We start from the raw sequence: 23,527 nt of genomic DNA, 5'->3' as shown, positions 1-23,527 counted from the left end.
GGGAGCCGGCACGAAAACGGGGGCTAACTGGTTCTTGCAACGCGAAATTTGTCTCGAACAGAGGCAGAGAAGGATGGTATGTTCATCATTTGGCAACCCGTCCCGACTACGGACCGAGGAAACAGATTGGCATTGCTCCCGTTTCGATCATCGCAGTCAAAGCGTTTTGACCGGCTTGTTCTGCCCTACATGCGAGGCATGTATAACTTCGCCTACCGACTGACCGGCCAGCAACAGGATGCAGAAGATCTGGTTCAGGACGTGATCGTCAAACTGTATCCCCGGCTGGACGAACTGGAGAAGGTGCAACAGCCACAGCCCTGGCTCAATCGTGTTCTTTACCGCCACTTTGTTGACCTCACCCGCAAGCAGTCCAGCCAGAGAGAAATCAGTGCAAGTACACTGGTTGCTGCTGAGAACCAGACCGCCTTTATGGAATCCCTTGGCGAAGCAAGTCCGGATGCGTCCAGTGGCATTGACCAGACACGCATTGACGACACTGTAAAACGCCTGCTCAACACCCTACCCCCGGACCAGAGAACCCTGCTTCTGCTTCACGATGCCGATGGCTGGCGACAGGAAGACATAGCACTGGTTCTGGACGTCCCGGTGGGTACGATAAAATCACGGTTGCACCGGTGCAGGGCCTTCATGCGCGAGCGGCTGAAAAAACAACTGGAACCTTTCGAAAGGCAACAACGTGAGGGATGAAGAGGTGAATGCCATGACGTGTCGTCAGTTCCATCAAGAGGTCGACAGCCTGGTTCGCGGTGAACTCCCGCCGCAGGAACAGGAAGCCCTCCAAGCCCATGCATCCGTATGCCCCGACTGCTCAGAACTCTGGGAGGATGAACGACGCTTGCAGAAAGGCATCATGGCCCAGACCATTCCCGAGCCGAATGCCGATTTCGAAGCACGGGTTCGTGCAAAAGCACTGTCTGGCAGCGCCCGCCACCGCTCGGACTTACCAAAAGCCCCGCTCTGGGCTTCTGCGGTTGCCGCCGTGCTTGCCCTCGGCATTTTCATTGGCATGCAGATTGGCCCTGTGGACGTGGGGCCATCCGGCAACGATCTGGCTGAGACATCAGAGCGGAACACGGCGGAGCCGGCCACTCAGATCCAAAGCAGCCCTGAAGTGAGAACCGTCAGGCTGGCATTCAATTCCCGGCGGGCCATGGAAAACGTTAGGTTGACACTGGAACTGCCACCCAATGCCGAACTGGCGCCGTTCCCGGGCCGCCAAACCATCAGCTGGAAGGTTAATCTCAAGGAAGGCGACAACGTACTGGCTTTGCCGATAAACGTACTGTTTCCGGGCTCCGGAGAGCTGGTTGCTCACCTGGATGATGGAACCCGGCGCAAGACATTCAGTACCGCCATACCAGGAAACACGGAGCCCTCATCATGAACAGCAACATCCTTACACACTGGCTCGCTCCGGCCACCTTCTGTGCTCTGCTTGCAGCGCCGGGCCTCTCCCAGGCTCAGGATGACCTTGATGTGACCATGAGAATGGTCACAGACGATCAGGAGCTGGACGACTCCTTCGTTCAGCAGCTCGAGCTTCCGGAGTCTGTGGATTCGCCTGCCGGGGCAGAAGACTTTGGTGACATGCAGATGGATTCGGACGATTTCGCGGCTGAAACCCGCGAAGACATGCTGGATATTGAAGACACCCTTGCCGAGGAGTCACGGGAATCGCGTGATGCACTTGGCATCGAGCTCCCCGGCGAGATCATCGAGGAAGAACCCGAACTGGATTTGCCCGGCCTGGATGAGCCAGAGCTGGAACTCCCGGGTACTGGTGATACCGACCTGAACCTTGATACAGACCTGAACCTGCTGAACGACGACCCACTGAACGTGGAGGGCACCGAACAGCAGTAGATACAGGCGTCACAGTTACTAACCTCCGGACTGGCGCTGGCCTGGCCAATCGCTGTTATACTCTGAGTTCCAGTTCAGATTATCCGGAGAGAGTATTTGCGCAGGTTTCTGCCAGTCGTTCTCGCTGTGTGTGTAGCCCTTTCGACAGCCAGTGCTCAGGGAAAGACACCAGAGGCAAAAGCCCACTTCCGTGCCGGCGTTCAGGCTTTCAATGAAGGCGAACTGGACAAGGCGCGCCGCTATCTCGAGTCCGCAGCCGAGCAGGGATTGAGCTCCCGCTCGCTCAGTTACAACCTTGGTGTTGTCTATTACAAGCTCGGACTGTACGAAAAAGCCGAAAAAACCTTCCGACAGCTCATCCCGACCCGGCAAAAAGCACTGGCCTATTACAACATCGGACTTACGGCACTGGCACGGGAGAACCAGCCTGAAGCAGCAGCAGCGTTCCGGGAAGTACTTGCCTCAGACCCGGACGATAACCTGATATCACTTGCCACCCGACAGCTCGAACGACTCGACCTGAAAGCAGCCCGGCCAGTGGCCGGAAAACGTTGGGCGGGCCTGATATCCGTGGGTGGGGGTTATGAGGACAATGTCGCACTGTTTCCGGATACCGCTCCGGAGCAACTGGACAGTGGTTTTATCGAAGCGCTTGCCGCCGCCTCCTACTACCTTTACGGCGATGCCATGGCCGGGCTTCGCTCGGATCTCAAGTTGTTTTCGCGCCAGTACCCTTCCGAACATGACTTTGATCTGCAGGTGATTCAGGCCGAAACAAGATGGCTACAGCAAACTGCACCGGGGCAGATCAGTGTCGGTCTTGGCGGCGACTATATCTGGCGTGACCGGCGAACAAGGGAGCTCCGCGCGCGGCTGACGGCCGGCATCACCACCCGCAGCTGCCCGGGACCGGGCTCTCGGTGCGTGATTAAAGCTGAAGCTGCCGAAATATTCCCCGAGCCCGGATTCGAAGCCTATCAAGGGCAGATGTATCGGCTTGACGCCCAATACCGGATCCGGCCCGGAAACTGGTCCGGAAAACTGAGGTATCGCGCCGAGTACAATGATCGTGACAATCTGGACACCGAAAATGAGTTCTTCAGTGTGTCACCGGAACGACATGGCCTTGATGCGAGCGTCGGGTACGGTCTCACCAATAAACTGACCGTTGAAGCTGGGGCCGGCTTTCGCTTCAGTTACTACCGCACGCCTCACCAGCTGCGGATTCCCGAAGGCACGCTGACCATACGCCGCGAAGACAAGCGTTACACCCTCTCTGTTGGCACCACCTACCGCTTCTCAGCCCGCACCTCCCTGAGTGTGGATCTTGACCGCACAGACAATGACAGCAACATCGATCGCTACCGTTATGACCGCCATACTGCCACCGCCAGCGTTGCCGTCAGATTCTGAACCCGGCGCAGAAAGATGGAACTCCGATCCCTATTACGGGTCACTAGGCGCCGTACCCTAAACAAAACCCCCGATGACCGGAGAAGTCATGCTCAGTGTAGGCGTTGGTCCCTTCAGCCTTTCCATAGGACATCTGTTGCTGGTGCTGGCTTTTATCATTGCCCTGATTGTAGGGGCATTGGCCGGCCGCAAGGAAAACCTTCCGATATCCGGCGCCCTGGCTGATATTTTCCTCGCAGCCATGTTGGGCGCACGGATCGGCTTTGTAGTCCGGTACTTTGAGCACTACCAGGACGACTGGCTGGGCATCATCGACATTCGCGATGGCGGCTTCGACGTGGTGTCTGGCCTGGTAGTGGCACTGGTGTTCACCGGCTACCTGCTCTGGCGGCGCACCAACATCCGACGTCCACTGGGGTTTGCCGTGGCCGCTGGCCTGATGACCTGGGGCTTCACCACCGGCGTGATTGCCATGATCGACAATCAGACCCAGGGCCTGCCCGACGTCGCCCTGACCGACCTGAACGAGCAACCGGTCAATCTGGACGCCCTTACCCGGGGGCAGCCCACGGTGGTCAACCTCTGGGCCACCTGGTGCCCGCCCTGCATTCGCGAAATGCCGGTGCTGGAGCAAGCCCAGGACCACTACCCCGGGGTCAACTTTGTCTTTGCCAACCAGGGCGAGCACCCCGAAACCATCAGCCAGTTTCTCAGCAAGCAAAACCTGACGCTCGACCATGTGCTCAGCGATCGGCAGGGTGGCTTCGGCCGCGCCATCGGCAGTCAGGGCCTGCCAACCACCCTGTTCTATAACGCCCACGGCAAGCTGGTGGACAGCCACATGGGCGAACTCTCCAAAGCCAGCCTGGCGCGGGGCCTTGAACGCTTCGACGCCAGCCATCTCGAACCATCACCGTCGAAGGAGACCGCATCACGATGACCCCACTGCAACGTTTAATGCACGGCGCCCTGCTATCAACAGCTGTTATTGCAACCAGTGTCCAGGCCGAGGAGAACCCACCGGCGATCCAGCAACTGGAGCAACAGGGTGTCGAGGTTCTAGAGAGTTTTGACGCCCCCGGTGGAATGACCGGCTATGTCGGAGAAATGCGGGGCCGTTCCCTGGCCTTCTATCTGACCCCCGACGGCGATCACGTGATCGTGGGCACAATGCTGGACAAAGAAGGCAACAACCTGAGCGAGGCCAGCATCCAGAAACTTGTCGTGGGCCCGAAGTTCGAAAATGCCTGGCCGGAACTGGAAGACAGCCACTGGGTACGGGATGGTGACAAAGACGCAAACACCGTCATTTACACCTTCACCGATCCCAATTGCCCTTACTGCTATCGCTTCCGCCAGCAGGCCGAGCCCTGGATCGACGCCGGCAAGGTCCAGTTGCGCCACATCATGGTGGGCATTCTCAAAGAAGACAGCCTGACCAAAGCCGCCACCATTCTCGGCAGCGAAAACCCCGAAGCGGCGATGCATGAGCATCAGACGTCCTTCGAGCAGGGTGGTATAGAGGTGGACCGCAAGCGCGTGAGCGCGGCTCATCTGGAGGTAAAAGCCAACAACAGCCTGATGCAGGAAATGGGCTTACAGGCCACGCCCAGCACCCTCTACAAAGGAGAGGATGGAAAAATCACCATGGTACAGGGCCTTCCCAATCCACAGGCACTCAAACGCATGATGGGCCCTCGCCCCTGATTCCACCGGATGATGTCCCGCCAGCCAGTACGGCGGGACTCACTCCGTGGCAGCTTTGGCAAAGCCGGCAAGCGCTCCCTTCACTTTCTCGATAACCCCATCACAACCCTCAATGCTGTGGCGTTGCTTGAGGTACTCAGGGTCGTTATAGCCAAGCCAGACAACGCCCTCACTGTCTTCCCATATCAGCGCTTTCTGTGGCAAATCAATGGCCACACTCTGGGCGCACTGCATCAGCGGCGTGCCTACCTTCGGATTGCCGAAGATCACCACTTCCGTGGGTCGCAATTCCAGGCCCGCCTTGTCGGCTCCGGTAGTGTGGTTGATACGGTTCATCACCGTCATACCCTTTTCTTCAAGCACGGCCTCCAGCTTGTCGGCGGTGGCGTCGGCGCTGTGGTTGCTTTTAACGGTCACCATACCCTCTGCTGCCAACACAGACAGGGGAAGAGCCAGCATGACAATGCCTGCCAGGCGCCTGAATATGGAAAGCATCGGTGTCTCCTCTTGTTTGAAACCGTGCCTACAGCATAGGCCAGTCTGCAATGCACTGCCCGCATCAGTAATGGACTATAGTGATACATACTGGTTAAAGGCCCGTAATGAAGAAGTGAATCCAGATTTAAGAGGTCCTTGATGACTCCGAAGCTTATTGGTGCGCTGTTTCCTTTTTTGTTCGTTATCGCTGGTTGCAGCCAGGGTGACGCAAAATCCATGAACAACGACGAAGCAGCAGAAGCACTCGCACCGCCGGAAGAAACCGGAGTGCTGGAAGTCGCCACCCGCAACGGCTCCACCACTTACTATCTGGACCGTCATGAAAATCCTTCCGGCCCTGAACACAGCCTGATTACACGATTTGCACAGAGCAAGGGCTGGGAGGTCAACTGGACAATGCACGAGTCCACCTCGGCTGTGCTCGACGCATTGGAGTCAGGAAACACCCACATTGCCGCAGCCGGGCTGACCCACCTGCCCTCCAGAACCGAGCACTTCGTTCGCGGCCCGGCTCATACTGAAATAATCGAGCAACTGGTCTGCCACCGGGACATGCGGCCCATGCCACGCACCCCCGATGCCATGGCCGGTGTCGGCATTACTGTCACCGCAGAGGCCAGTTACGTGGAAACACTGGAGCGGCTAGCCAGTGAGCATGAGGGGATTGAGTTCAGTGAGGACAAAAACCGGACGACAGAAATCCTGCTGGCTGCAGTAGCCGAACAGTCCATTGACTGTACGGTGGCCGACTCGAACATTGTCCAGGTAATGCGCCGCCACTTCCCACACCTGGAAGTGGCGATGAACCTGAACACCGGAAACAATCTCGGGTGGTATCTTCCGGCTGGTTCTGAAAGTCTGGCCGGCACTGCCCGCGAGTGGATGAACAGCACCGCCGGCGATGAGGCCATCGGCTACATGGAAAGCCGGTACTACGCTTACATCGGTGAATTTGACTTCGTCGACCTGAGAGCACTGAACCGCCGCATTGATGACCGGTTGCCGAACTTCATCAAGCGATTTTCTGACGCCGAAGCCAACACCGGCATGCCCGCTGATCTCCTGGCGGCGCTCTCTTACCAGGAATCCCACTGGGACCCGGCAGCTGTGTCCCCCACCGGCGTACGCGGCATCATGATGCTCACCCGGAACACGGCAGAATCCCTGGGCGTCACCAATCGCCTGGACCCGGCGGCCGCCATTGATGGCGGAGCACGCTACCTGGCCGATCGCCATCGCCGGTTACCAGACACCATTCCCGAGCCGGATCGCACCTTCCTGGCACTGGCCAGCTACAACATCGGCCGCGGCCACCTGCTGGACGCCCGCCAACTGGCGCGGGAGCTGGGCAAGAACCCTGATTCCTGGGACGACATGAAAGAGGTTCTGCCGCTGAAAGCCGACAAGCGCTACTACCCGAGCACCCGTTACGGTTATGCCCGCGGCTATGAGCCGGTGCACTATGTGCAACGCATCCGTAACTACCGGGATGTGATCAGCGCATCTTTCGAGTAGCCGCTGCCTCAGTATACTTTTTCAGCGCCCTCGGGACGGGTCTTGAAGCGTTTGTGCAACCACAGGTACTGGTCTGGCTGTTCGCGGATGGTGTCTTCAATGTAGCGGCTCCAGGCCTGGGTGTCGCTCTGCGCATCCGCGCCGAAACTCTCCTGGATTGGTGAAAAGATGACGCGATAGCGCCCATCCGGCATCCGAAGGTGGCTCACACAGATAACCGACGCACCGGAAACCCTGGCAATATAGCTGGGCGAGGTAATACACCCGGCCTCAGTGCCGAAGAACGGCACGAAAAGCTCGGTCTTCTTGCCGAAATCCTGGTCGCAGGCAAACCAGACTTCGCCGCCTTTTTTCAGGAACGACACCAGTGGCCGCAACTCGCGCTTGGTGAAAGGCCGGATACCGAAATGGCGCCGACGGCCATTTTCGATCATGCGGTCAATCACCGGGTTGTTGTTTGGGCGGTACATGTAACCCGGTTTTCTCAGGTGGCAGGCAATCAACGGTAGCGCAAAATCGAAAATGCTGTAGTGCCCGCCAATCAGCAGTACGCCTTTGCCCCTGGCCTGAGCTTCCTTCAGGTGCTCCAGGCCGTGGACTTCAGCCGCCTCGCAATACCCCGACATATCCCGCCACCAGGCGTGGATGCTCTCCAGAAAACCGCGGGTACAGGCCACGAAATTATCGCGCACCAGCTGTTTACGGGCCGCTTCGTCGAGTTCGGGAAAACAGGTAGCAAGGTTGGTATGGGCCACGCGGGACCTGGACTTCAGTTTGCGCTCCAGCACATAGCCCAGCCGACGGCCAAGGCGTTGCTTGGCCGTCATCGGCAACAGGGAAAGCAAATACAGCGTGAATACCAGAAGCCACGAGGGCCAGAATGCGGGGTGCCACAAGGGCCTGCTGTTCTTGTTCTTACTGCCGGACATACATCTTTGCCTGTTCGAAGACGAGCAACGAGCCTGCCACAGAATCCGGGCAAAGTGTACTTCCAAATGTGTCCGGAAAGCTGGCGGCCGGGCCTCAGGAACCGAACAGGGCCGACTTCAGCGGCCGCAGAAAACCGCTCCGGGGCGCTGTGTTTTCCACTGGCCGAATACCATCGAATTCCAGATAACCGTCTTCAATCGGACCAAACCTCAGGGTTTTTACGTCTGCCACGTAGTCCTGGGTAACCTTCCAGGGCCCATGGGAACCCTGGCGTGGCAGGCGATCATCCGCGCGGCGAATGTATCCGGAGTCCAGCCCGCCCATCACGGTGCCCTCACCGCGGCTGTCGCCGGTATCCCTGGGCACACAGACGCGATTGCCGTGGGCATCCATATGGTTCAACAGCCGACACAGGTATTCTGCAGCAATGTCTACCTTCAAGGTCCAGGAAATATTGGTGTAACCGAAGATCATGCCGGCGTTGGGCACACCCTCGACCATCACATTCTTGTAGATAATCTTGTCCCGCAAAACCACAGGCTGACCATCAACCACCAGATCCATGCCCCCCAGCATCTGGATATCCAGCCCCGTGGCCGGAATGATGATATCGGCCGCCAGTTCCTCGCCGGATTTCAGGCGAATACCCTGCTCCGTGAAGCTCTCGATATGATCCGTCACAACCGACGCCTTGCCAGAGCGGATAGCCCCGAACAGATCACCATCCTTGACCACGCACAGCCGCTGGTCCCAGGGATTGTAGCTGGGCGAAAAGTGGCTCATATCAGCCTTGCCATCCAGTTGCCGACGCACCAGGCCCAGCATCAGCCGCCGCATGATTCCCGGGTTCTTGCGGGAGCGGTTATACAGAAAACGGGCAACCGCCACATTCCGCGCCCGTGTCAGGCGATAGGCGGATTTCGCCGGCAGCATTCGCTGGAAGAACATCGCCAACTTGTCGTTTGACGGCAGCGGCATCAGATAGGAGGGCGAGCGCTGCAGCATGGTGACGTGTTCGGCTTCTTGCGCCATGGTGGGCACCAGGGTTATGGCCGTGGCGCCGCTGCCAATAACCACCACGCGCTTACCGGCGTAATCCAGGTGCTCCGGCCAGTGCTGGGGGTGCACAATCTGGCCCTTGAAGCTGTCCTCACCGGGAAAGTCGGGCTTGTAGCCGGCGTCATAATTGTAATAACCCGTGCAGCCGATCAGGAAGCTGGCGGTGAAGGTGAGTATTTCACCGGTCGCCTCTTTCACCGCCGTCAGCGTCCAGCACTTGTCAGTGGCGGACCATTCCGCGTGTGTCACCGCCACCCCGTAGCGGATATGTTTTTCGATGTCGTTTTCCGCAGCGGTGTCACTCACGTACCGCTTGATGGATGGGCCATCCGCGAGAACCTTGCCACTGGTCCAGGGGCGGAAGTTATAGCCAAAGGTGTACATGTCTGAATCGGAACGGATGCCAGGGTAACGGAAAAGGTCCCAGGTACCGCCCAGGGATTTCCGGCGCTCAAGAATGGTGAAAGACTTGCCCGGACATTCCCGCTTGAGGTGACAGGCCATACCAATGCCGGATACACCGGCCCCGATAATCAGTAGGTCTACATGCTGCTTGCTCATACCCATCCTTGCCGCGACTGTTGTTGTTTTTATCAATATTTCAACGTGGTGGCCCACGCCGACAGTTTGAGAATACCCCAGGAAAGGACACCTGGAAATTGGCCCGAAGCGGGGGCCTGGGTGCCGTTTCGGTCAGTCTTTGCAGCATCCACTTATAGGTACTAACCTGAAAGATTGTCCAACATGCCTGTTCAGGTGCTGCCTGAAAGGAGGGACTCATGACACCGACCAAAGCGATAGCACTCATAGTAGTGCTTATCCTCACCGCACCGCTCAATACACTTGCCCAAAGCGACGCCAGTCGCGCGCCACTCTTTGAAGGGCTGGGCGATCACCACCACCCCATCACCACCGACTCCGAATTAGCGCAACGTTATTTTGACCAGGGCCTGGTTCTGGCCTTTGGTTTTAACCATCCCGAGGCTCACCGGTCCTTCCTGCAGGCCGCCGAGCTGGACCCGGATGCCGCCATGGCCTGGTGGGGCGCCGCCTGGGTGCTGGGCCCCAACATTAACACTGCCATGAACCCGGAGAACGCGACGAAAGCCTGGGAATTACTGCAAAAAGCCCAAGCCGCGGCGAGCAAAGCCAGTGCCCGGGAGCAGGCCTATATCAAGGCTCTGACAAAGCGCTATGGGCCCGAGGCAGTGGAGGACCGATCCTCACGGGATGAAGCCTTTGCCAGGGCAATGGGGCAGGTTGCCGCAGACCACCCCGATGATCTCGACGCCCAGGTCATTCACGCCGAATCGCTGATGAACCTGACGCCGTGGGACTACTGGCGGGAGAATGGTGCGCCGAAAGCGAGAACGGAAACCCTTCTGAAAACCTTGAAGAGTGTCTTGCAGCGTAAGCCCGACCATCCTCACGCGAACCATCTACTTATCCACACGGTGGAGGCGGGTGACCCGAGCCAGGGGCTGGACGCAGCCAGGCGGCTTGAGGATCTGGTGCCCGCTGCCGGCCACCTGGTACACATGCCAGCTCACATATACATTCGGGTGGGCCGTTACCACAATGCCACGCAAGCCAACCTGGATGCCATCGAGGCCGACCAGAATTACCTGGAACAGGTGGACCCACAGAGTGTGTACCGGCTGGGTTACGTGCCCCACAACTACCACTTTGGCTGGTCCACTGCCACGCTTGAAGGACGCAGTGAGCTGGCAATCCGTCTGGCACAGGAAATGGCGGGCATGGTCGACACCGAAACCATGCGCCTGCGCCCGCTGACCACGCTCCAGCACTACTGGATAACACCGGTTTACGCCTATGTCCGGTTTGGTAAATGGGACCGGATACTGAACCTGGAGGAACCCGCCGAAGACCTGGTCTACCCGCGGGCGGTGTACCACTATGCCAGGGGCATGGCCTATGCACGCCAGGGCAATTACAAAGCCGCCCGGGCCGAACTGGCACGACTCGATCAGCTACGGGCCGATCCCCGCCTCAAATGGGTCACTGTCTGGGACATCAACAAGAGCCGTCACATTCTGGAAATCGCCTCCCACTCGCTTGCAGGAGAAATCGCCGCCACCGAGGGGGAGTTTGACGTCGCCATCGACAGGCTTGAGCAAGCAGTAGAACGCGAAGATGCGCTGAACTACGACGAACCTCCAAGCTGGCACTATCCGACACGCCAGGCCCTTGGCGCTGTATTACTGAAAGCCAGCCAGCCCGGTCGTGCGGAGCAGGTGTACCGGCAAGACCTGCAGGAGTTTCCAGACAATGGCTGGTCGCTGTTCGGGCTGATGAAGGCGCTTCGACAGCAGGGGAATGGCTATGAGGCCGAAGAGGTACAGCGCCGCTTTCTGGACGCCTGGCAACACGCTGATGTGGTTCTTACCGATTCACGGTTCTGACATGTCCGGTTATACGAACTTCAAAGCTCTACGCCATAGTGGCGCAGAGCAACCACCATTAACCAGTAGCAGATCGCGGTGATTCCGATGGACACGGCAAGACTGAGGTAAAAGTTGACCCCATGTGTCAGCAGGACCGGCAGCGCAACAAACAGTGCCAGGGATGGCAGAACCAGCCAGAACACGCTGCCTGCAAGCTCGCTGACTTTGCCAATGTCTCCCGTGTCTATGTAGAGCCAGAGCATCGCCAGAACTGAGGTCAGCGGCACTGACGCCAGCACCGCCCCGATAAAGGAGCTGCGTTTGGAGATTTCAGAAATCAGGACAACCAGGACAGCGGTAACGGCGACTTTCGTAATGTAATAAGTCAATTGTCTCTACCTCTTGCCGTGGTAGTTCCTCAAAGATCCGAGCTCACATGAACTCTGCTCGTTCATCAAGACATTCATCGGAACCCATTTCAAATTCCCGACAGATCCAGGGGCGATTCTCATAAATTGTACACATGAAGGTATCCCGATCGATCGCCGAGCACCAGCCATCCGCCAACCGCAACATGGTTTCACCGCCCCATTCGTCGACAGCAATATGTCGCTCTGGAACGCCGGTGTCAGAAATTATCATGACTTCCAGACGGCAGCAGCAAGCCTGGCAATTTGAGCAAGAGATCTCTGGGTCAGTAATATTTTTAACGGGAATAGTCATGGATCTTTACTGCCAGCTGAAGGCAGGTTGCCTCCCAGCATGTTTTCAACCACTGCCGCATTATAGAAGGCTTCAACTTTCTGTATCTTGTCGTTCTGGACACGAAACCAGACGGCAAGCCGTACATCTCCGATCGGTTCATAGTTGGTCAGGTAATCCAGAATTGCGAACACGTGCTCACCTTCGGCGCTGAGCTGCCGGAGGACCAGGTCTTTCTGAATGGCAACCATTCCGAACTGGTAAGACAGCATGTCATCCCGACTAAGGAAGCGCATATTCGGCCCTACATATTCAAACCCCTCAGCAACCAGCAAGGACTTTGCCTCATCAAAACGCTGGGCACTAATATCGGCGATGAACTGCGCCACGATGTCTTTTGGCTGCATTGATAAACTCCACTTCTACGATGGGAACGATTTGGATGCCCGGTTTCGCGTACATGCCATAAAAAAGTGGTGTACCGACCCCACTGATATACCAAATAGCTGGCTATGACAAATGAGTTTGTGGGAAATCCAGAATGGACTTGATCGCAATGGTATTGGCCAGGTCAATAACACCTATGCTCACCGGTAAATTGGGAGCGCAGCGAGTAATTTTCCGAGTGCAGCAGCTGGTTAGGCACACTAGGCCCAACCCCTCAGCCGCGCGGCAATGTACGGTGCAAGGGCCGTTGCCGCGAGAACAACAGGCCAGATGTTGCCGTTCTTGAATGTATACGCCTCAAGCAACTCGGGCCACGACTTGCCCTGCCAGAGCCCCAATGAAAACTCAAAAACGAGTGTGAGTGCTAGCCAGCCCAACCCAACGGCCCAGAGCTGAACGGGGCGGCTAATTTGCAGCCAGGGAAGCGATAAGTACGCCACGCCAATGATCAAGGTTGAAAGTAGCAACCCGCTCACCACGAGTGCGGCCGGAGTTCCGACCCCCGGTATAAGTACGGACTCGCGAAGTGCTCCATTGGCAACAGCCAGAACAAGAATGCTGGCCCAGATCACCAATGCCTTTAAAGCGACTACCGTAGGCATCGATTGCTCCTATAGCGCCTGGCGCGGCTTTGCGGCGTGCCGGAGCGCAGCGTAATCATGCTGATCCTTGGCTTCATTCAGAATCCTCCTTTGAGGTATAACGCCAGCAGGCACCACGGAATCAATCGATGGGCGTCCCGGGGATGTTTTCCAGAAGCTCGGAATTTGTAGGGTACTTCTCGAGCAGATCAACCAGCTTTTTTGTGCCCTCTAGCGGTTTGAGACCGCTAAGCGCCCGGCGCAACGCTCTTATTTTGTCCAAATTTTTCGGATCCAACAGCAGCTCTTCACGGCGTGTACTGCTTTTCGAAATGTCCAGCGCGGGGAAGATTCGCTGATTCGCAACCTCTCTTGATAAAACCAGCTCCATGTTCCCCGTGCCCTTGAATTCCTCAAATATAACCTGGTCCATACGGCTGCCGGTATCAACCAAAACGGTTGCCAAAATGGTAAGCGAGCCGCCATTTTCAATGTTTCGTGCAGCGCCAAACAACCTGCGCGGGATCTCCATCGCTCGAGCATCAACCCCGCCAGACATAGTACGACCGCTACTCTTTCGCTCCGCATTGTGCACACGCGCAAGCCTCGTGAGAGAATCAATCACAATCATGACGTTGTGACCCTCGCCAGCTTGTTGGCGAGCGATATCAAGAAGCTCATCGGCAACGCGAGCGTGATGAGCATAGCTTTCATCCGAAGAAGAAGCGTGTACCTCAGCCGGGACGCTACGCTTGAAATCAGTCACCTCTTCGGGTCGCTCATCGATCAATAACGCGTAAAGTTTAATGTCGGGATACGCCTTTCCCACCGCCTGGCAAATATCTTTTAAAATCGTCGACTTTCCAGACCCCGGCGGTGCAACTATCAAACCCCGCTGCCCCATTCCAATCGGCGTGATCAAATCCATCGCGCGCACCGTGAGTTTTTCGGAACCTGACTCCAGGCGAATCCCCGGCGTTGGATTGATAGCCACACCGTTTAAAAAACGTTTTTGTGGATCAGCCTCACCGTCAACCTCAACCATAGCTTCGGCTTCCTTAGCCACTGGTTTAGCGTCTTTATTTGGTTTCCGGGTTAAGCCTAATGTCTTTCTCGTCATAGCTGTTTGATGGCTCTTGTTTGATAGATATTTTTCGAAATGGGCTGATAACGCCAAAAAACAGAAGCCCTAACAGATTGCTGAAGACCATTATCGACAAAGCCAGCCCAAGGCAAAAAACCAGTGTGCATAAAATAAGTCCCGGTTTTTCGTACGGCTTTTCGTAATCATAGGTATCTCGGATCCAACTCATACCGCCAGCAATCACGCGCTTATCGCGTGGATTGCATTGTTAAAGCCTTTGGATTTGGAAAAGCCCTTCCACTTATTGCCTACAAGGAGAAGCTCTCATTGTGGCGGCACCAATACAAAGTTTCCAAAATGCGTCTTCTTGAGAAATTCCTGTTGCGCAATCGCTATGTCTTTCAGCTCAAACGTTTTTGCGACCAGAGGTCGTATCTCACCCTTTTCAATGTAGTCGATAAGATTTGAAAAGACCGGTTCGTCCCAGGCTGTGCAACCGATCAGCGTCAGGTCCTTGAGATAAAAATCGCGCATATCGATGGTGGTGATCGGACCGGCAATCGCGCCAGACGACGCATATCGGCCACCACGAGCCATCAACTTCAACAGCTTCCCGACCTGATCACCGGCGACATTGTCGATCACAACATCCACTGAAGAGTCCTGAACCTCGGTCGACAAGTCCAGGCCCCGGGCTATCACCTGGTCGGCCCCCAGACCCCTGACAGATTCCAGCTTACTCTCGCCGGCTACCGCGATCACATAGGCACCCCGGCGCTTGGCCAACTGGACAACCGCTGATCCGACCCCGCCCGAGGCCCCGGTAACCAGCACGCGGTCTGCGCTGTTAACGCCTGCTCGATGCAACATATTTTCCGCCGTTCCATAGGCACAGGGGATAGTGGCAAGCTCAACGTCACTCCAGTCGCTCTGGATTTCAAATACCTCGCTGGCCGGTACGGTGACGTATTGAGCAAAAGCGCCGTCAAAATCCGATGCCATCCAGAGATTATCCAGGGAATCGAACCCGTTCAGACGCATACAGGCCCTGACAAGAACCCGCTTCCCAATATCCGGCCCTTTTGTACCTTCACCCCAGGCGACCACTTCGCCACAACAGTCTGTTCCCTGAATGAAGGGAAACGGTGTTGAGGCATTCCACCCACCGTCCTCAATTGTTGGCGCATCGTTCGTTTCCGATAATTGCTCGGTGCCGCCTTGAACCGACGAGGAATACCAACCAAGCCGTGTATTGATTTCTGTGTTGTTGACCCCGGCCGCCAAGACCCTCAGCAAAACTTCCCCCGGCCCCGGCACCGGGATGGGGACATCGCGGTAGTCGAGCCGGTCGTACCCGCCGGTGCCAGTGATCACCACCGCTTTCATCACCGGTTGGTGGCCGCGAATGTTGAAACGGGCGGGATCGAATGGTCGTAGGTAGGTCAGATCGGGCATGGGTGTTCCAAATAAGGTGGGAATTTCGTGACCGCAGCAGCGTAGGTCGTAACCAGTATGAGAGTTTCAGCTAACGTTATGAACTTTTTATCGCGCTAAACGGGACCCTAGCGTTTTGGGAAGTGCAGAACAAACTTAAGCGGCTTGTTCGGCATTAATTCGCTGCGCTTGCGCGCTTCACGACTGCTGGCCCTGCGCGAAACGTAGGACTGTGGGCGTCAGCAGCTACCATGTGCGCCGATTCATCGTGTGCATCAAGAGCAGCTTGCGATTCCCATTTTTCGACAAGGATGAATTTGTTCTCATCGGTATCATCACTGAGTAATTCATACCGAAGGCAACCCTGCTCCGCCAAGACGGTAGGCTTAAGTTTTCTATAGGCTTCGATCTGCTCATTACGTTTGCCTGGCTTCACTTCAATGAACACCAGCAAATTGACTTCTTCCATGTCCTTCTCTCCCTTTGTACAACAGATATCGATGTGTTTCGGTGCCTAACGCTAGCGCTCAGCCGCCGCTTTAGCGGTCGGCTGCAGCGCCTGGTTAAATGGGGTTGAGTGGACATCTTTGCACGCCAGCATATCCCAAACCTTGATCTCACGTTCTTTGGTGAAACCACAATCCTTGCATGGGTGCTTTGGATTTTCATACGTACCGAACAACATATCCCACCACACAATGTCGCTGTAGTTGGAATCATGTTTGCCAAACTCATGGTGTCGACGATGCATCTGAGGTGTTTGGACGATATATCCGATCCAGCGTGGCACCGTAATGTTGGCGTGGAGGAGATAGCTCATGCAACTCAGGTACAAGCTATACCAGGCTATTCCCTCCACTCCGAGTCCGAGCAGAGTGCTGCAAATAAAGGAACCAAGAATCAGACCGCTCGCGGTATCGAGAGGATGCAGATAATTAGCGGCAAGGACCTCTATGCGACGGGGGCTATGGTGAAGCTGATGAAAAACCCGCCATAAAATATTGCTGTTGTGCTTGAGCCGATGCCACCAGTAAAAGAGAAAGGTAAAAATGAAATAGGCCAAGAATCCAGAGACATAAGGAGGCAGTCCTTCATCTAGTGAAATAAGCGAAAAGCTTTCGAACCATGCATTCCATGTAAGAGAGCCTGCTACCAGAACTACAAGCTGTAAAAGATTGATCAAAATGGCTCGCACATACCACCCAGCGTTACTGTCCACTTCACTGCCAGGCTTTACTCTCTCAAAAGCAAATAGTACCGCAGCCAACACCAAAGAATATTCAATCACCTATCTGAGCCTCCATTGCCCATTTAACGCTAGCGGTAACCGGCGCCGGAGCGCAGCGGAGGGAACCAAAAGCGGTACGCTTTTGGCGTCCGGTTGACCGCCTGGTTAAGGGCCGGTTACCCATTGTTTTGTATTGGCACTCAATCCCGAATGCCCTCTCCCGATACCTTGCAGCAACTCGACCCATGGCGCCAGGAACCAGAGCACCGAATGGGCAGATTTTGCAAGCGAATGCGCTGGATTGCCCCGCGACCTGAACACCCAATTACAGGCCAAAACTGTTGCCAAACTGAGGACTGTTTTCTGCCTGCCGGCAACAGCCAAAGTTGCGGCTAAACACCCAGCCAAAGAACACCAGAGTAAGGCCTTTAACGCCGAGCGAAGCGGTGGCTGAAAGCCGTCCGACTTACGCGGTTGGTTATACGATTTTACGTGGTCGCAGCGCGGATTTGATCGGATTAAAGTTGCCGTCTGCGTATGCCATTAGCTCACGCTCAATCTCATCAAAGCTCAGATTCCTCACCCACTCAGAGCAACACCCATGTGCCAGTTTCATCGCTTTCCCGAACTGTTGCCTAGAAAAAACAAAGGAGCCAATAAACGTTTTCTGCTCCCGAATCATGCGAGTGAAATCAATCGTCAGTGATTGTTCGGAAAAACCCAGGAAAACGCTTCTTCCATTTTTCTTTGTCTGGTTTATGCACTGAGTGCGGGTTTCCTCTGTGCCTACAGTGTCGAACACAATGTCGAATTCTCGGTTGAAGATCCTAGCCGCCTCACGAGCACCAAGTGACAAAGCGGCCTGCAAACGTTTGGCCGATAAGTCTGAAACGAAGATTGATTTGCAGCCCTGATCCCGGGCCATGGCTGTTACACCTAAACCCAGTGAGCCTGCCCCTATTACCAACACAGAGTCGGTTGACTTTGGTTGAGCTCGCTCCCAAGCATTCACAGCGTTTGCAAAAGGCTCAATAAACGTTGCTTGCTCCCAACTTAGTGTTGCAGGTAGAGGGACGAGAGCACCCTCGGGGACTGATACCTGTTCGGCAAAGCCCCCAGGCTTTTGAACGCCGATCAGATTCCATTCGTTGCAAAGCTGATGCTGACCGGCGTTGCAGTAGTGGCATGCCACACAGCCTGATAATGGAAAAATTGCCACCCGCTGGCCAGTGCTCGTTAGGCCGCACAAGCCGTGCCCCATTATGTTTGGCAAAGGCCGGAGTCCAGGGCTCTGAAGTGCCGCTATTTCGCTTCCGCCCAGTCCTGTGATCTCAACGTCGACGAGCATCTCACCCCGACGTGGCTCCGGCGGAGGAATATTTTCGAGATCTAATTTCTGGGGTCCCTTAAGCTGGAGAGCTCTCATTTAGGTTACACCTCCCTGTATAACTGCGTATTATACGAACGCGTTCGTATATCACCCGTTCGTATAACTCCAATTTCAGCGGCTCCTCTGATTCCAGAAAATCTCTTTAAAACCAAAAACTAATCGGAGATCACTACCGCTAACGTCGGAGTTATACGCCCTCCCTGGCCTGCCGAATTCCCTTCCATAAGGGCGTATAACTCCACAACGCTCGAATTCACCTTCAACAGTATCAGATACTTACAAGGGTTTCCCGCCCTTTCCCTGGAGTTTTGCGAACCGGTTCGTATAACTCCGGGTACAAGTACACCCAGGGGCGTAGCCACGGGGAGGAGCCGGGTCGATGGAATAGTGGGTAGGATTATCTGATCTTTCCGTTAAGGTTCCGGACTCATGAACAAACCCATACTGATCATCGGTGGTGTCTCCGTGGACACCGTGATCCAGCTTGATGCGCTGCCACAGCCTGTACCGCAGACGATCTGGCCCAACGACAGTTATAGAGCCCTCGGCAGTACCGGCGCCGGCAAGGCACTTAACCTGTCAGCTCTGGGGCGTCCCGTCATACTGCACTCCCTCCTGGGGCGGGACCAGGAGGCGGGCTTTGCCGGCAGTGCCCTGGGCCTGCCGGGAATCGAGTTGTTGGTTGAAACAACCGATACCCCCACCGAGCAGCACGTGAACCTGATGGACCCGCACGGAGGGCGGGTGTCCATTTTTGTTCAGCCACCTGGAGAGCCGGCAACGGTTGATTGGGCCCCCGTGAGGTCTGCCATGGAGAACGGTGAGCTGGTAGTGGTCAATATCCTGGGCTATGCAAAGCCGGCCCTGGCATTAGCCCAGAACGCGGGCAAACCCGTGTGGACCGACCTGCACGATTACGATGGCCAGAACCCCCATCATCAACCGTTTATTGATGCCGCCAGCGTTATTTTCCTGTCCAGTGACAACCTGGCGGACTATCGCGGGTTTATGGAGGAGATGATCGATGAGGGCAAGGAGCTGGTGGTGTGCACCCATGGCGCTGACGGCGCAACCCTGCTCGACCGGAACGGGGGTTGGCTGGAGCAGCCGGCGTTTCCGGTCGATGAGGTGCGGGACACCAATGGGGCCGGCGATGCCTTCTTCAGTGGTTTTCTGGTCGGTTACCTGGAAGGCCAAAGCCTGCAGACCTGCCTTCAACTTGCTGCCGCGTGCGGCGCACTCTGTGTTACTTCGCGCTCACTGGCGGCCGAAAACCTGAGCCTCCAGAAGCTTTACGACCATTTGCGGGCTGGTGGCTCATAGTTCTTCAGGGCAGAGATCAGCGCTTCCGGCTGTTGCTCCACAATCACCATATCCGCGTATTCGGGCTTGAGGAATCCGGCGCCGGACATCTTGCGGATGAAGGCCAGCAGCTCGTCGTAATAGCCATCCACGTTATAGAAGGCACAGGGCTTGTTGTGATAGCCCAGCTGGCCCCAGGTCCAGGCTTCGAAAATTTCGTCCATGGTGCCCGGGCCACCGGGCAGGGCCACGAAGGCGTCGGCCATGTCCGCCATCAGCGCCTTGCGCTCGTGCATCGAGGCCACCACGTCCAGCCTGGTCAGGCCCTGGTGGGCCAGTTCGCGGTCGCGCAGCGATTCGGGGATAACACCATACACTTCGCGGCCGCCGGCCAGCACGGCGTCGGCAACCACGCCCATCAGGCCTACATTGCCGCCCCCGAAAACCAGGTCAATGCCCTGGCTTGCCATGTAGCCGGCAAACTCAGCGGCGGCTTCGGCAAAACGTTCATCGTTGCCCCGGCTGGAGCCACAAAAGACAGCGATTTTCATAACGGATACCTGCAACCTGATTCGTTGTTTGGCGTGTTGGGCAATATACTGTCAGCAGCCCAAAGTGCCTGACTCACTGACATCAACACGGGTTATCTTCCCATGAAAACCGTTTTTTCGCCGTTGCACAACCGCCGCACGGCCACAACAGAGCTCGACGGCGGCATTCTGATCGCGCCCCATGAGAAGCCGTCGCGCGCCGAGACCATACTGAGCCGGGTGATACAGGAACAGCTGGGAGAGGTTCTGCAAACCCAGGAGTTCGGCCTGGCCCCGGTACTCCGCGTGCATACCCAAGACTACGTGGACTTCCTCAGGACGAGCTGGGCAGACTGGACGGCCGAGGGCAAGCCCGGTGAAGCCATTCCAGCGGTCTGGCCCGGCCGCGGCATGCGGCACCGGGTACCGAAAGACATCGATGGCCGCCTGGGTTACTACAGCTTCGCCGCCGAAACCTCCATTACCGAAGGCACCTGGGATGCCGCCTGTGCTTCTGCCAATGTCGCGCTGACCGCACAGGCGCTGGTGGCCAACGGCGAACCCGCCGCCTTCGCACTGTGCCGGCCCCCCGGGCACCATGCCCACGCGGATCTGTTCGGCGGCTACTGCTTCTTCAACAACGCCGCCATAACCGCCCAGGCCTTTCGGGATCAGGGTGCCCGCCGGGTGGCGGTGCTGGATGTGGACTTCCACCACGGCAATGGCACCCAAAGCATTTTCTACCAGCGTGACGACGTGATGACCATCAGCCTGCACGGCGACCCGGATCTGGTGTTTCCTCATTTTCTGGGGTTTGAAGATGAAACCGGCGAAGGTCCTGGCGAGGGCTTCAACCTCAACCTTGTCTATCCGCCCGGCACGCCCTTCAGTGTCTGGCGCGAGGGGCTGGAGACCGCCTGTGCCAGGATCGCAGCCTGGCAGCCAGATGCCCTGGTGATTGCCCTGGGCGTGGACACCTTCGAGGACGACCCGATTTCTTTCTTCAAACTGACATCCGCAGACTACCTGTTGATGGGGGAGCGGCTGGGCAAACTGAACCTGCCAACGCTGTTCACCATGGAAGGCGGTTACGATGTGGATGCCATTGGTGTGAATGTGGTGAACGTGCTGAAAGGGTTCGAACGAGCCCGGCTATGAACCGGGCTCCTTCAGATTTTCAAACGCTTCCGGGTACCGGCGTTTCATCCGGGCAAGCCGGCAGATGGTGATGAAATTGGTGACCACCACCATGCCCTCCGCCAGGGTGCCACCCACAGAGCCGATGACGATATTATTCAGCATCCAGGCAATGGCGGCGGCCATCAGCATCAAGCGCATGGGGATGCCCCGGAGCATGAACATGCCCACGGTACCGAAGATGGCAGCGGCAATGGCGAAGTAATCCACCGGGCTGCGCCAGGTCAGCGCAGCCGCCACCAGGTTCACCGCCAGCACCGCCAGCATCACTTTCCAGCTGCCCAGATACTTCCGGGCCAGCATGATACGGCCGATCACCAGCAAACTCAGCACCGCCGCCGTCCAGCTGCCGAACAGCGCGAACTGCAGCGCAAAGGCCACGTTCGCGGAGATCAGCAGCACCATCAGGCGGTCGTCCCGCTTGCTGGCGAAGCCAACAATGCAGAACCCCAGTGCAATCAGGCTGACGACCTGGCCCGCCAGGTCGGTATAGCTTATCCCCTCAAGCATGGGGGTCCATCAGCAACAACAGGGAGTGGCTTTGCCGGGCCCGGATCACTTTCTGCGATAATCCGGGTCCGTCCAGCAAAGCGGCAGGGATTCCCCGGACGGGAAATTCAGGCTTGCCTTCTCAAAAGCCTCCGGATCCTGGGCCTCCTCACCGAAGTGCAGGCTGCCCTTCACCGTCGATTCATGGGGATCAAACAGCGCCTGGGTGTCCAGCACTTCTATCATGTGACCGGTCGATTTTTCGGCGAGAAACATAAATCCCTCCCGGATTTTCCTGATGGTGTGTGAAACGATCTAGCTCGCTAACTCAATCTTCCTGAAGTCGAGTGTATTCTCTTTGGGCGAGGCTTCAATGCCCATCACCTCGGAGCGCCGCTTCATTACAATGTAGACGAAGCAGCTGAAGTACAACGCAATCACCAGGGCACCTACCCATTGGATACGCAGGAAATCAAGCTGGAACAGCAGTGTCAGGCCGCACATGGCAACCAGGTTGCCCAGATAGTACTTGCCCTGGCCCAGCCGCTTTGCCGTCAGGTTCAGGTTGTCGGTATAAAGCCGGATCAACGAATCCAGTGAGTTGACTACCATCAGGATACCGACCGTGATCATCGCGATGTTGATAAACGCGGCAATGTTCAGCCCCTCGGCGTGATAGTGGTACAACACCGAGAACCAGGTACCGATGGCAATGGAGGGGAACACCAGCATGGCAATCATCAGCTGCCAGGTACGCAGGCCGCTGACGAAGCGGGCGGTGAACTGGCCGATCATGATGCTCCAGGAGAACCACCAGAACAGGTAAAACTCGTGGTAGTCGTTCAGCGGTAGCATGAAGTGGTGCAGGTTGGTGAAGTACTCACCAATCAGGCCCGCGGTGCCGAAAAAGTCCCCCACGCTGCCGTTGCCGGTAAGGAATGCGCGGCCCCACATTACTGCAATCAGGGCAATGAACAGCCAGCTCGAACCCAGGCTGAGTATGCGCACGTATTTGATTTTACTGCTGGAATGCACCGCCGCTGCAATCGCTGCAAAGACAATCAGATAAAAAGTGGGCACCACGGTTTCACCGTCACCGATCTCCGGCAGGTACCAGGGCAGGTTAACCAGCAGCAGGAAGGCGGTAAAGGCACAGGTGCCGATGATCACCACATTGTTGACCACTCTCACCAGCGGGATATCAAAGAATTTCACTCGCGGCTCGATGACGCAGAAATAAAAGCACGTAAGGAAGTAAAAGCCCCATATCAGGAAAGCCCAGAAGCCAAACTCAATGGCCAGCGGGTTGGCAAAGCCGTATTCCGGGCTCTCCGCCAGGTTGCCGTAGCCGGCGAACTCGGTCAGCGGGAACATGATCAGGCCCACATCCAGGCCGGAGGTAAACAGGATGGCAATGAACGTGAACGTGCGCACCGGCGTCACACCGATGACTTGCAGGTCCCACCATTTGAACAGGATCAACGCGATGGCCGCGAAGGTGAAAATCAGGCCTGTGGATAACCAGAGTGTCATACACACCTCCGGGTACAGGAAATCGCTATTTTATCGGACAACATGGGTGTTCCTCCTCTACTTTGAAGCAAATGTTCATTCGAATCGGACACAAACCCCCGCGTTGACGGGTCAACACTTAACTATCGCGCACTCACAACGGTGTGGTTACCGCAGTGGCGATAGGTAAATCCTGATGGCTTGCGTAAAAAAACCG

At 56.5% G+C, this 23,527-nt stretch carries 26 protein-coding genes; 10 read left to right on the top strand and 16 right to left on the bottom strand.

The window, feature by feature from the left end; genetic code table 11:
- The first annotated feature begins 126 nt into the window (after nucleotides 1-126).
- From QPL94_RS03150 to dsbG, 6 genes are all read left to right on the top strand, one after another.
- Nucleotides 127-711 carry an RNA polymerase sigma factor gene (locus tag QPL94_RS03150; RefSeq protein ID WP_350310601.1) on the top strand — a complete coding sequence of 195 codons (585 nt, stop codon included), beginning with the start codon at nucleotides 127-129 and terminating at the stop codon, nucleotides 709-711.
- Between the two features lie 13 nt (nucleotides 712-724).
- The gene (locus QPL94_RS03145; protein WP_285355467.1) at nucleotides 725-1,408 is read left to right on the top strand and encodes an anti-sigma factor family protein; all 684 of its coding nucleotides are present in this window, start codon (nucleotides 725-727) and stop codon (nucleotides 1,406-1,408) included.
- On the top strand, nucleotides 1,405-1,887 hold the full coding sequence (locus QPL94_RS03140) for a hypothetical protein (protein ID WP_285355465.1): 483 nt from the start codon (nucleotides 1,405-1,407) through the stop codon (nucleotides 1,885-1,887). The genes QPL94_RS03145 and QPL94_RS03140 overlap by 4 nt, the downstream gene beginning before the upstream one ends.
- 96 nt (nucleotides 1,888-1,983) lie before the next feature.
- Nucleotides 1,984-3,300, top strand: coding sequence for a tetratricopeptide repeat protein (locus tag QPL94_RS03135; protein ID WP_285355463.1), 1,317 nt, complete (start codon nucleotides 1,984-1,986; stop codon nucleotides 3,298-3,300).
- An 88-nt stretch (nucleotides 3,301-3,388) separates the two neighbouring features.
- The gene (locus QPL94_RS03130; RefSeq protein WP_285355462.1) at nucleotides 3,389-4,240 is read left to right on the top strand and encodes a TlpA disulfide reductase family protein; all 852 of its coding nucleotides are present in this window, start codon (nucleotides 3,389-3,391) and stop codon (nucleotides 4,238-4,240) included.
- Nucleotides 4,237-5,007, top strand: a complete 771-nt coding sequence (dsbG, locus tag QPL94_RS03125) for a thiol:disulfide interchange protein DsbG (protein ID WP_285355460.1) — start codon at nucleotides 4,237-4,239, stop codon at nucleotides 5,005-5,007. The genes QPL94_RS03130 and dsbG overlap by 4 nt, the downstream gene beginning before the upstream one ends.
- Nucleotides 5,008-5,046: 39 nt before the next feature.
- Here dsbG and QPL94_RS03120 read toward each other — a convergent pair whose 3' ends face one another.
- Nucleotides 5,047-5,502, bottom strand: coding sequence for a DUF302 domain-containing protein (locus QPL94_RS03120; protein WP_285355458.1), 456 nt, complete (start codon nucleotides 5,500-5,502; stop codon nucleotides 5,047-5,049).
- A gap of 141 nt (nucleotides 5,503-5,643) precedes the next feature.
- Between QPL94_RS03120 and mltF the strand changes: the two genes are divergently transcribed.
- Nucleotides 5,644-7,020, top strand: a complete 1,377-nt coding sequence (mltF, locus tag QPL94_RS03115) for a membrane-bound lytic murein transglycosylase MltF (RefSeq protein ID WP_285355456.1) — start codon at nucleotides 5,644-5,646, stop codon at nucleotides 7,018-7,020.
- 8 nt (nucleotides 7,021-7,028) lie between these two features.
- On the opposite strand, the gene QPL94_RS03110 is transcribed toward mltF, so the two are convergent.
- Nucleotides 7,029-7,949, bottom strand: a complete 921-nt coding sequence (locus QPL94_RS03110; protein ID WP_285355454.1) for a lysophospholipid acyltransferase family protein — start codon at nucleotides 7,947-7,949, stop codon at nucleotides 7,029-7,031.
- Between the two features lie 94 nt (nucleotides 7,950-8,043).
- A complete protein-coding gene (locus tag QPL94_RS03105; RefSeq protein ID WP_285355453.1) occupies nucleotides 8,044-9,570 on the bottom strand; it encodes a flavin-containing monooxygenase in 1,527 nt (508 codons plus the stop codon).
- 218 nt (nucleotides 9,571-9,788) lie between these two features.
- Between QPL94_RS03105 and QPL94_RS03100 the strand changes: the two genes are divergently transcribed.
- Nucleotides 9,789-11,432 carry a tetratricopeptide repeat protein gene (locus QPL94_RS03100; RefSeq protein WP_285355451.1) on the top strand — a complete coding sequence of 548 codons (1,644 nt, stop codon included), beginning with the start codon at nucleotides 9,789-9,791 and terminating at the stop codon, nucleotides 11,430-11,432.
- Between the two features lie 20 nt (nucleotides 11,433-11,452).
- On the opposite strand, the gene QPL94_RS03095 is transcribed toward QPL94_RS03100, so the two are convergent.
- From QPL94_RS03095 to QPL94_RS03055, 9 genes are all read right to left on the bottom strand, one after another.
- On the bottom strand, nucleotides 11,453-11,803 hold the full coding sequence (locus QPL94_RS03095) for a DUF3147 family protein (protein WP_285355450.1): 351 nt from the start codon (nucleotides 11,801-11,803) through the stop codon (nucleotides 11,453-11,455).
- A 43-nt stretch (nucleotides 11,804-11,846) separates the two neighbouring features.
- Nucleotides 11,847-12,137 (bottom strand): YkgJ family cysteine cluster protein, encoded by a 291-nt coding sequence (locus QPL94_RS03090; protein ID WP_137436446.1) that lies wholly within the window; start codon nucleotides 12,135-12,137, stop codon nucleotides 11,847-11,849.
- Entirely contained in the window at nucleotides 12,134-12,523 is a 390-nt protein-coding gene (locus QPL94_RS03085) for a nuclear transport factor 2-like protein (RefSeq protein ID WP_285355449.1), read from the bottom strand. Before QPL94_RS03085 ends, QPL94_RS03090 begins: the two co-directional genes overlap by 4 nt.
- 240 nt (nucleotides 12,524-12,763) lie before the next feature.
- Nucleotides 12,764-13,165, bottom strand: a complete 402-nt coding sequence (locus QPL94_RS03080; protein WP_285355448.1) for a hypothetical protein — start codon at nucleotides 13,163-13,165, stop codon at nucleotides 12,764-12,766.
- Between the two features lie 121 nt (nucleotides 13,166-13,286).
- Nucleotides 13,287-14,321, bottom strand: coding sequence for a transcription termination factor Rho (gene rho, locus QPL94_RS03075; protein WP_285355446.1), 1,035 nt, complete (start codon nucleotides 14,319-14,321; stop codon nucleotides 13,287-13,289).
- Nucleotides 14,322-14,552: 231 nt separating this feature from the next.
- Nucleotides 14,553-15,683 (bottom strand): alcohol dehydrogenase family protein, encoded by a 1,131-nt coding sequence (locus QPL94_RS03070; RefSeq protein ID WP_285355445.1) that lies wholly within the window; start codon nucleotides 15,681-15,683, stop codon nucleotides 14,553-14,555.
- Between the two features lie 154 nt (nucleotides 15,684-15,837).
- Entirely contained in the window at nucleotides 15,838-16,131 is a 294-nt protein-coding gene (locus tag QPL94_RS03065; RefSeq protein ID WP_285355444.1) for a putative quinol monooxygenase, read from the bottom strand.
- Between the two features lie 51 nt (nucleotides 16,132-16,182).
- Nucleotides 16,183-16,950 (bottom strand): sterol desaturase family protein, encoded by a 768-nt coding sequence (locus QPL94_RS03060; protein ID WP_285355443.1) that lies wholly within the window; start codon nucleotides 16,948-16,950, stop codon nucleotides 16,183-16,185.
- A 418-nt stretch (nucleotides 16,951-17,368) separates the two neighbouring features.
- On the bottom strand, nucleotides 17,369-18,316 hold the full coding sequence (locus QPL94_RS03055; protein ID WP_285355442.1) for a zinc-dependent alcohol dehydrogenase: 948 nt from the start codon (nucleotides 18,314-18,316) through the stop codon (nucleotides 17,369-17,371).
- Nucleotides 18,317-18,709: 393 nt separating this feature from the next.
- Between QPL94_RS03055 and QPL94_RS03050 the strand changes: the two genes are divergently transcribed.
- A complete protein-coding gene (locus tag QPL94_RS03050; protein WP_285355440.1) occupies nucleotides 18,710-19,603 on the top strand; it encodes a carbohydrate kinase family protein in 894 nt (297 codons plus the stop codon).
- On the opposite strand, the gene QPL94_RS03045 is transcribed toward QPL94_RS03050, so the two are convergent.
- Nucleotides 19,573-20,133, bottom strand: coding sequence for an LOG family protein (locus QPL94_RS03045; RefSeq protein WP_285355438.1), 561 nt, complete (start codon nucleotides 20,131-20,133; stop codon nucleotides 19,573-19,575). The two genes, QPL94_RS03050 and QPL94_RS03045, sit on opposite strands and share 31 nt — an antisense overlap.
- A 102-nt stretch (nucleotides 20,134-20,235) precedes the next feature.
- Between QPL94_RS03045 and QPL94_RS03040 the strand changes: the two genes are divergently transcribed.
- Complete coding sequence (locus QPL94_RS03040) at nucleotides 20,236-21,270, top strand: histone deacetylase family protein (protein WP_285355436.1); 1,035 nt, start codon at nucleotides 20,236-20,238, stop codon at nucleotides 21,268-21,270.
- Here the strand turns inward: QPL94_RS03040 and QPL94_RS03035 are convergent.
- From QPL94_RS03035 to QPL94_RS03025, 3 genes are read right to left on the bottom strand one after another with little or no spacing between them, the layout of a single operon-like run.
- Nucleotides 21,265-21,819, bottom strand: coding sequence for a YgjV family protein (locus QPL94_RS03035; RefSeq protein ID WP_285355434.1), 555 nt, complete (start codon nucleotides 21,817-21,819; stop codon nucleotides 21,265-21,267). The two genes, QPL94_RS03040 and QPL94_RS03035, sit on opposite strands and share 6 nt — an antisense overlap.
- Before the next feature lie 45 nt (nucleotides 21,820-21,864).
- The gene (locus QPL94_RS03030; RefSeq protein WP_285355432.1) at nucleotides 21,865-22,074 is read right to left on the bottom strand and encodes an acetyltransferase; all 210 of its coding nucleotides are present in this window, start codon (nucleotides 22,072-22,074) and stop codon (nucleotides 21,865-21,867) included.
- A 39-nt stretch (nucleotides 22,075-22,113) separates the two neighbouring features.
- Complete coding sequence (locus tag QPL94_RS03025; protein WP_285355430.1) at nucleotides 22,114-23,331, bottom strand: BCCT family transporter; 1,218 nt, start codon at nucleotides 23,329-23,331, stop codon at nucleotides 22,114-22,116.
- Between the last annotated feature and the right edge of the window lie 196 nt (nucleotides 23,332-23,527).

This window comes from Marinobacter sp. SS13-12 (genome assembly GCF_030227115.1).
GTDB lineage: Bacteria > Pseudomonadota > Gammaproteobacteria > Pseudomonadales > Oleiphilaceae > Marinobacter.
Note: the sequence above shows the minus strand (reverse complement) of the source record. Positions and strands in the feature narration are given on the sequence as shown.

Excerpts from the sequence above, each read along its gene's own strand:
- QPL94_RS03025 (WP_285355430.1), bottom strand. The coding sequence starts at position 23,331 with ATGACACTCTGGTTATCCACAGGCCTGATTTTCACCTTCGCGGCCATC.
- QPL94_RS03030 (WP_285355432.1), bottom strand. The coding sequence starts at position 22,074 with ATGTTTCTCGCCGAAAAATCGACCGGTCACATGATAGAAGTGCTGGAC.
- QPL94_RS03105 (WP_285355453.1), bottom strand. The coding sequence starts at position 9,570 with ATGAGCAAGCAGCATGTAGACCTACTGATTATCGGGGCCGGTGTATCC.
- QPL94_RS03110 (WP_285355454.1), bottom strand. The coding sequence starts at position 7,949 with ATGTCCGGCAGTAAGAACAAGAACAGCAGGCCCTTGTGGCACCCCGCA.
- QPL94_RS03055 (WP_285355442.1), bottom strand. The coding sequence starts at position 18,316 with ATGAGAGCTCTCCAGCTTAAGGGACCCCAGAAATTAGATCTCGAAAAT.
- mltF (WP_285355456.1), top strand. The coding sequence starts at position 5,644 with ATGACTCCGAAGCTTATTGGTGCGCTGTTTCCTTTTTTGTTCGTTATC.
- QPL94_RS03140 (WP_285355465.1), top strand. The coding sequence starts at position 1,405 with ATGAACAGCAACATCCTTACACACTGGCTCGCTCCGGCCACCTTCTGT.
- QPL94_RS03100 (WP_285355451.1), top strand. The coding sequence starts at position 9,789 with ATGACACCGACCAAAGCGATAGCACTCATAGTAGTGCTTATCCTCACC.
- QPL94_RS03080 (WP_285355448.1), bottom strand. The coding sequence starts at position 13,165 with ATGCCTACGGTAGTCGCTTTAAAGGCATTGGTGATCTGGGCCAGCATT.
- QPL94_RS03090 (WP_137436446.1), bottom strand. The coding sequence starts at position 12,137 with ATGACTATTCCCGTTAAAAATATTACTGACCCAGAGATCTCTTGCTCA.
- dsbG (WP_285355460.1), top strand. The coding sequence starts at position 4,237 with ATGACCCCACTGCAACGTTTAATGCACGGCGCCCTGCTATCAACAGCT.
- QPL94_RS03040 (WP_285355436.1), top strand. The coding sequence starts at position 20,236 with ATGAAAACCGTTTTTTCGCCGTTGCACAACCGCCGCACGGCCACAACA.
- QPL94_RS03120 (WP_285355458.1), bottom strand. The coding sequence starts at position 5,502 with ATGCTTTCCATATTCAGGCGCCTGGCAGGCATTGTCATGCTGGCTCTT.
- QPL94_RS03050 (WP_285355440.1), top strand. The coding sequence starts at position 18,710 with ATGAACAAACCCATACTGATCATCGGTGGTGTCTCCGTGGACACCGTG.
- QPL94_RS03035 (WP_285355434.1), bottom strand. The coding sequence starts at position 21,819 with ATGCTTGAGGGGATAAGCTATACCGACCTGGCGGGCCAGGTCGTCAGC.
- QPL94_RS03065 (WP_285355444.1), bottom strand. The coding sequence starts at position 16,131 with ATGGAAGAAGTCAATTTGCTGGTGTTCATTGAAGTGAAGCCAGGCAAA.
- QPL94_RS03130 (WP_285355462.1), top strand. The coding sequence starts at position 3,389 with ATGCTCAGTGTAGGCGTTGGTCCCTTCAGCCTTTCCATAGGACATCTG.
- QPL94_RS03085 (WP_285355449.1), bottom strand. The coding sequence starts at position 12,523 with ATGCAGCCAAAAGACATCGTGGCGCAGTTCATCGCCGATATTAGTGCC.
- QPL94_RS03145 (WP_285355467.1), top strand. The coding sequence starts at position 725 with ATGACGTGTCGTCAGTTCCATCAAGAGGTCGACAGCCTGGTTCGCGGT.
- QPL94_RS03070 (WP_285355445.1), bottom strand. The coding sequence starts at position 15,683 with ATGCCCGATCTGACCTACCTACGACCATTCGATCCCGCCCGTTTCAAC.
- QPL94_RS03045 (WP_285355438.1), bottom strand. The coding sequence starts at position 20,133 with ATGAAAATCGCTGTCTTTTGTGGCTCCAGCCGGGGCAACGATGAACGT.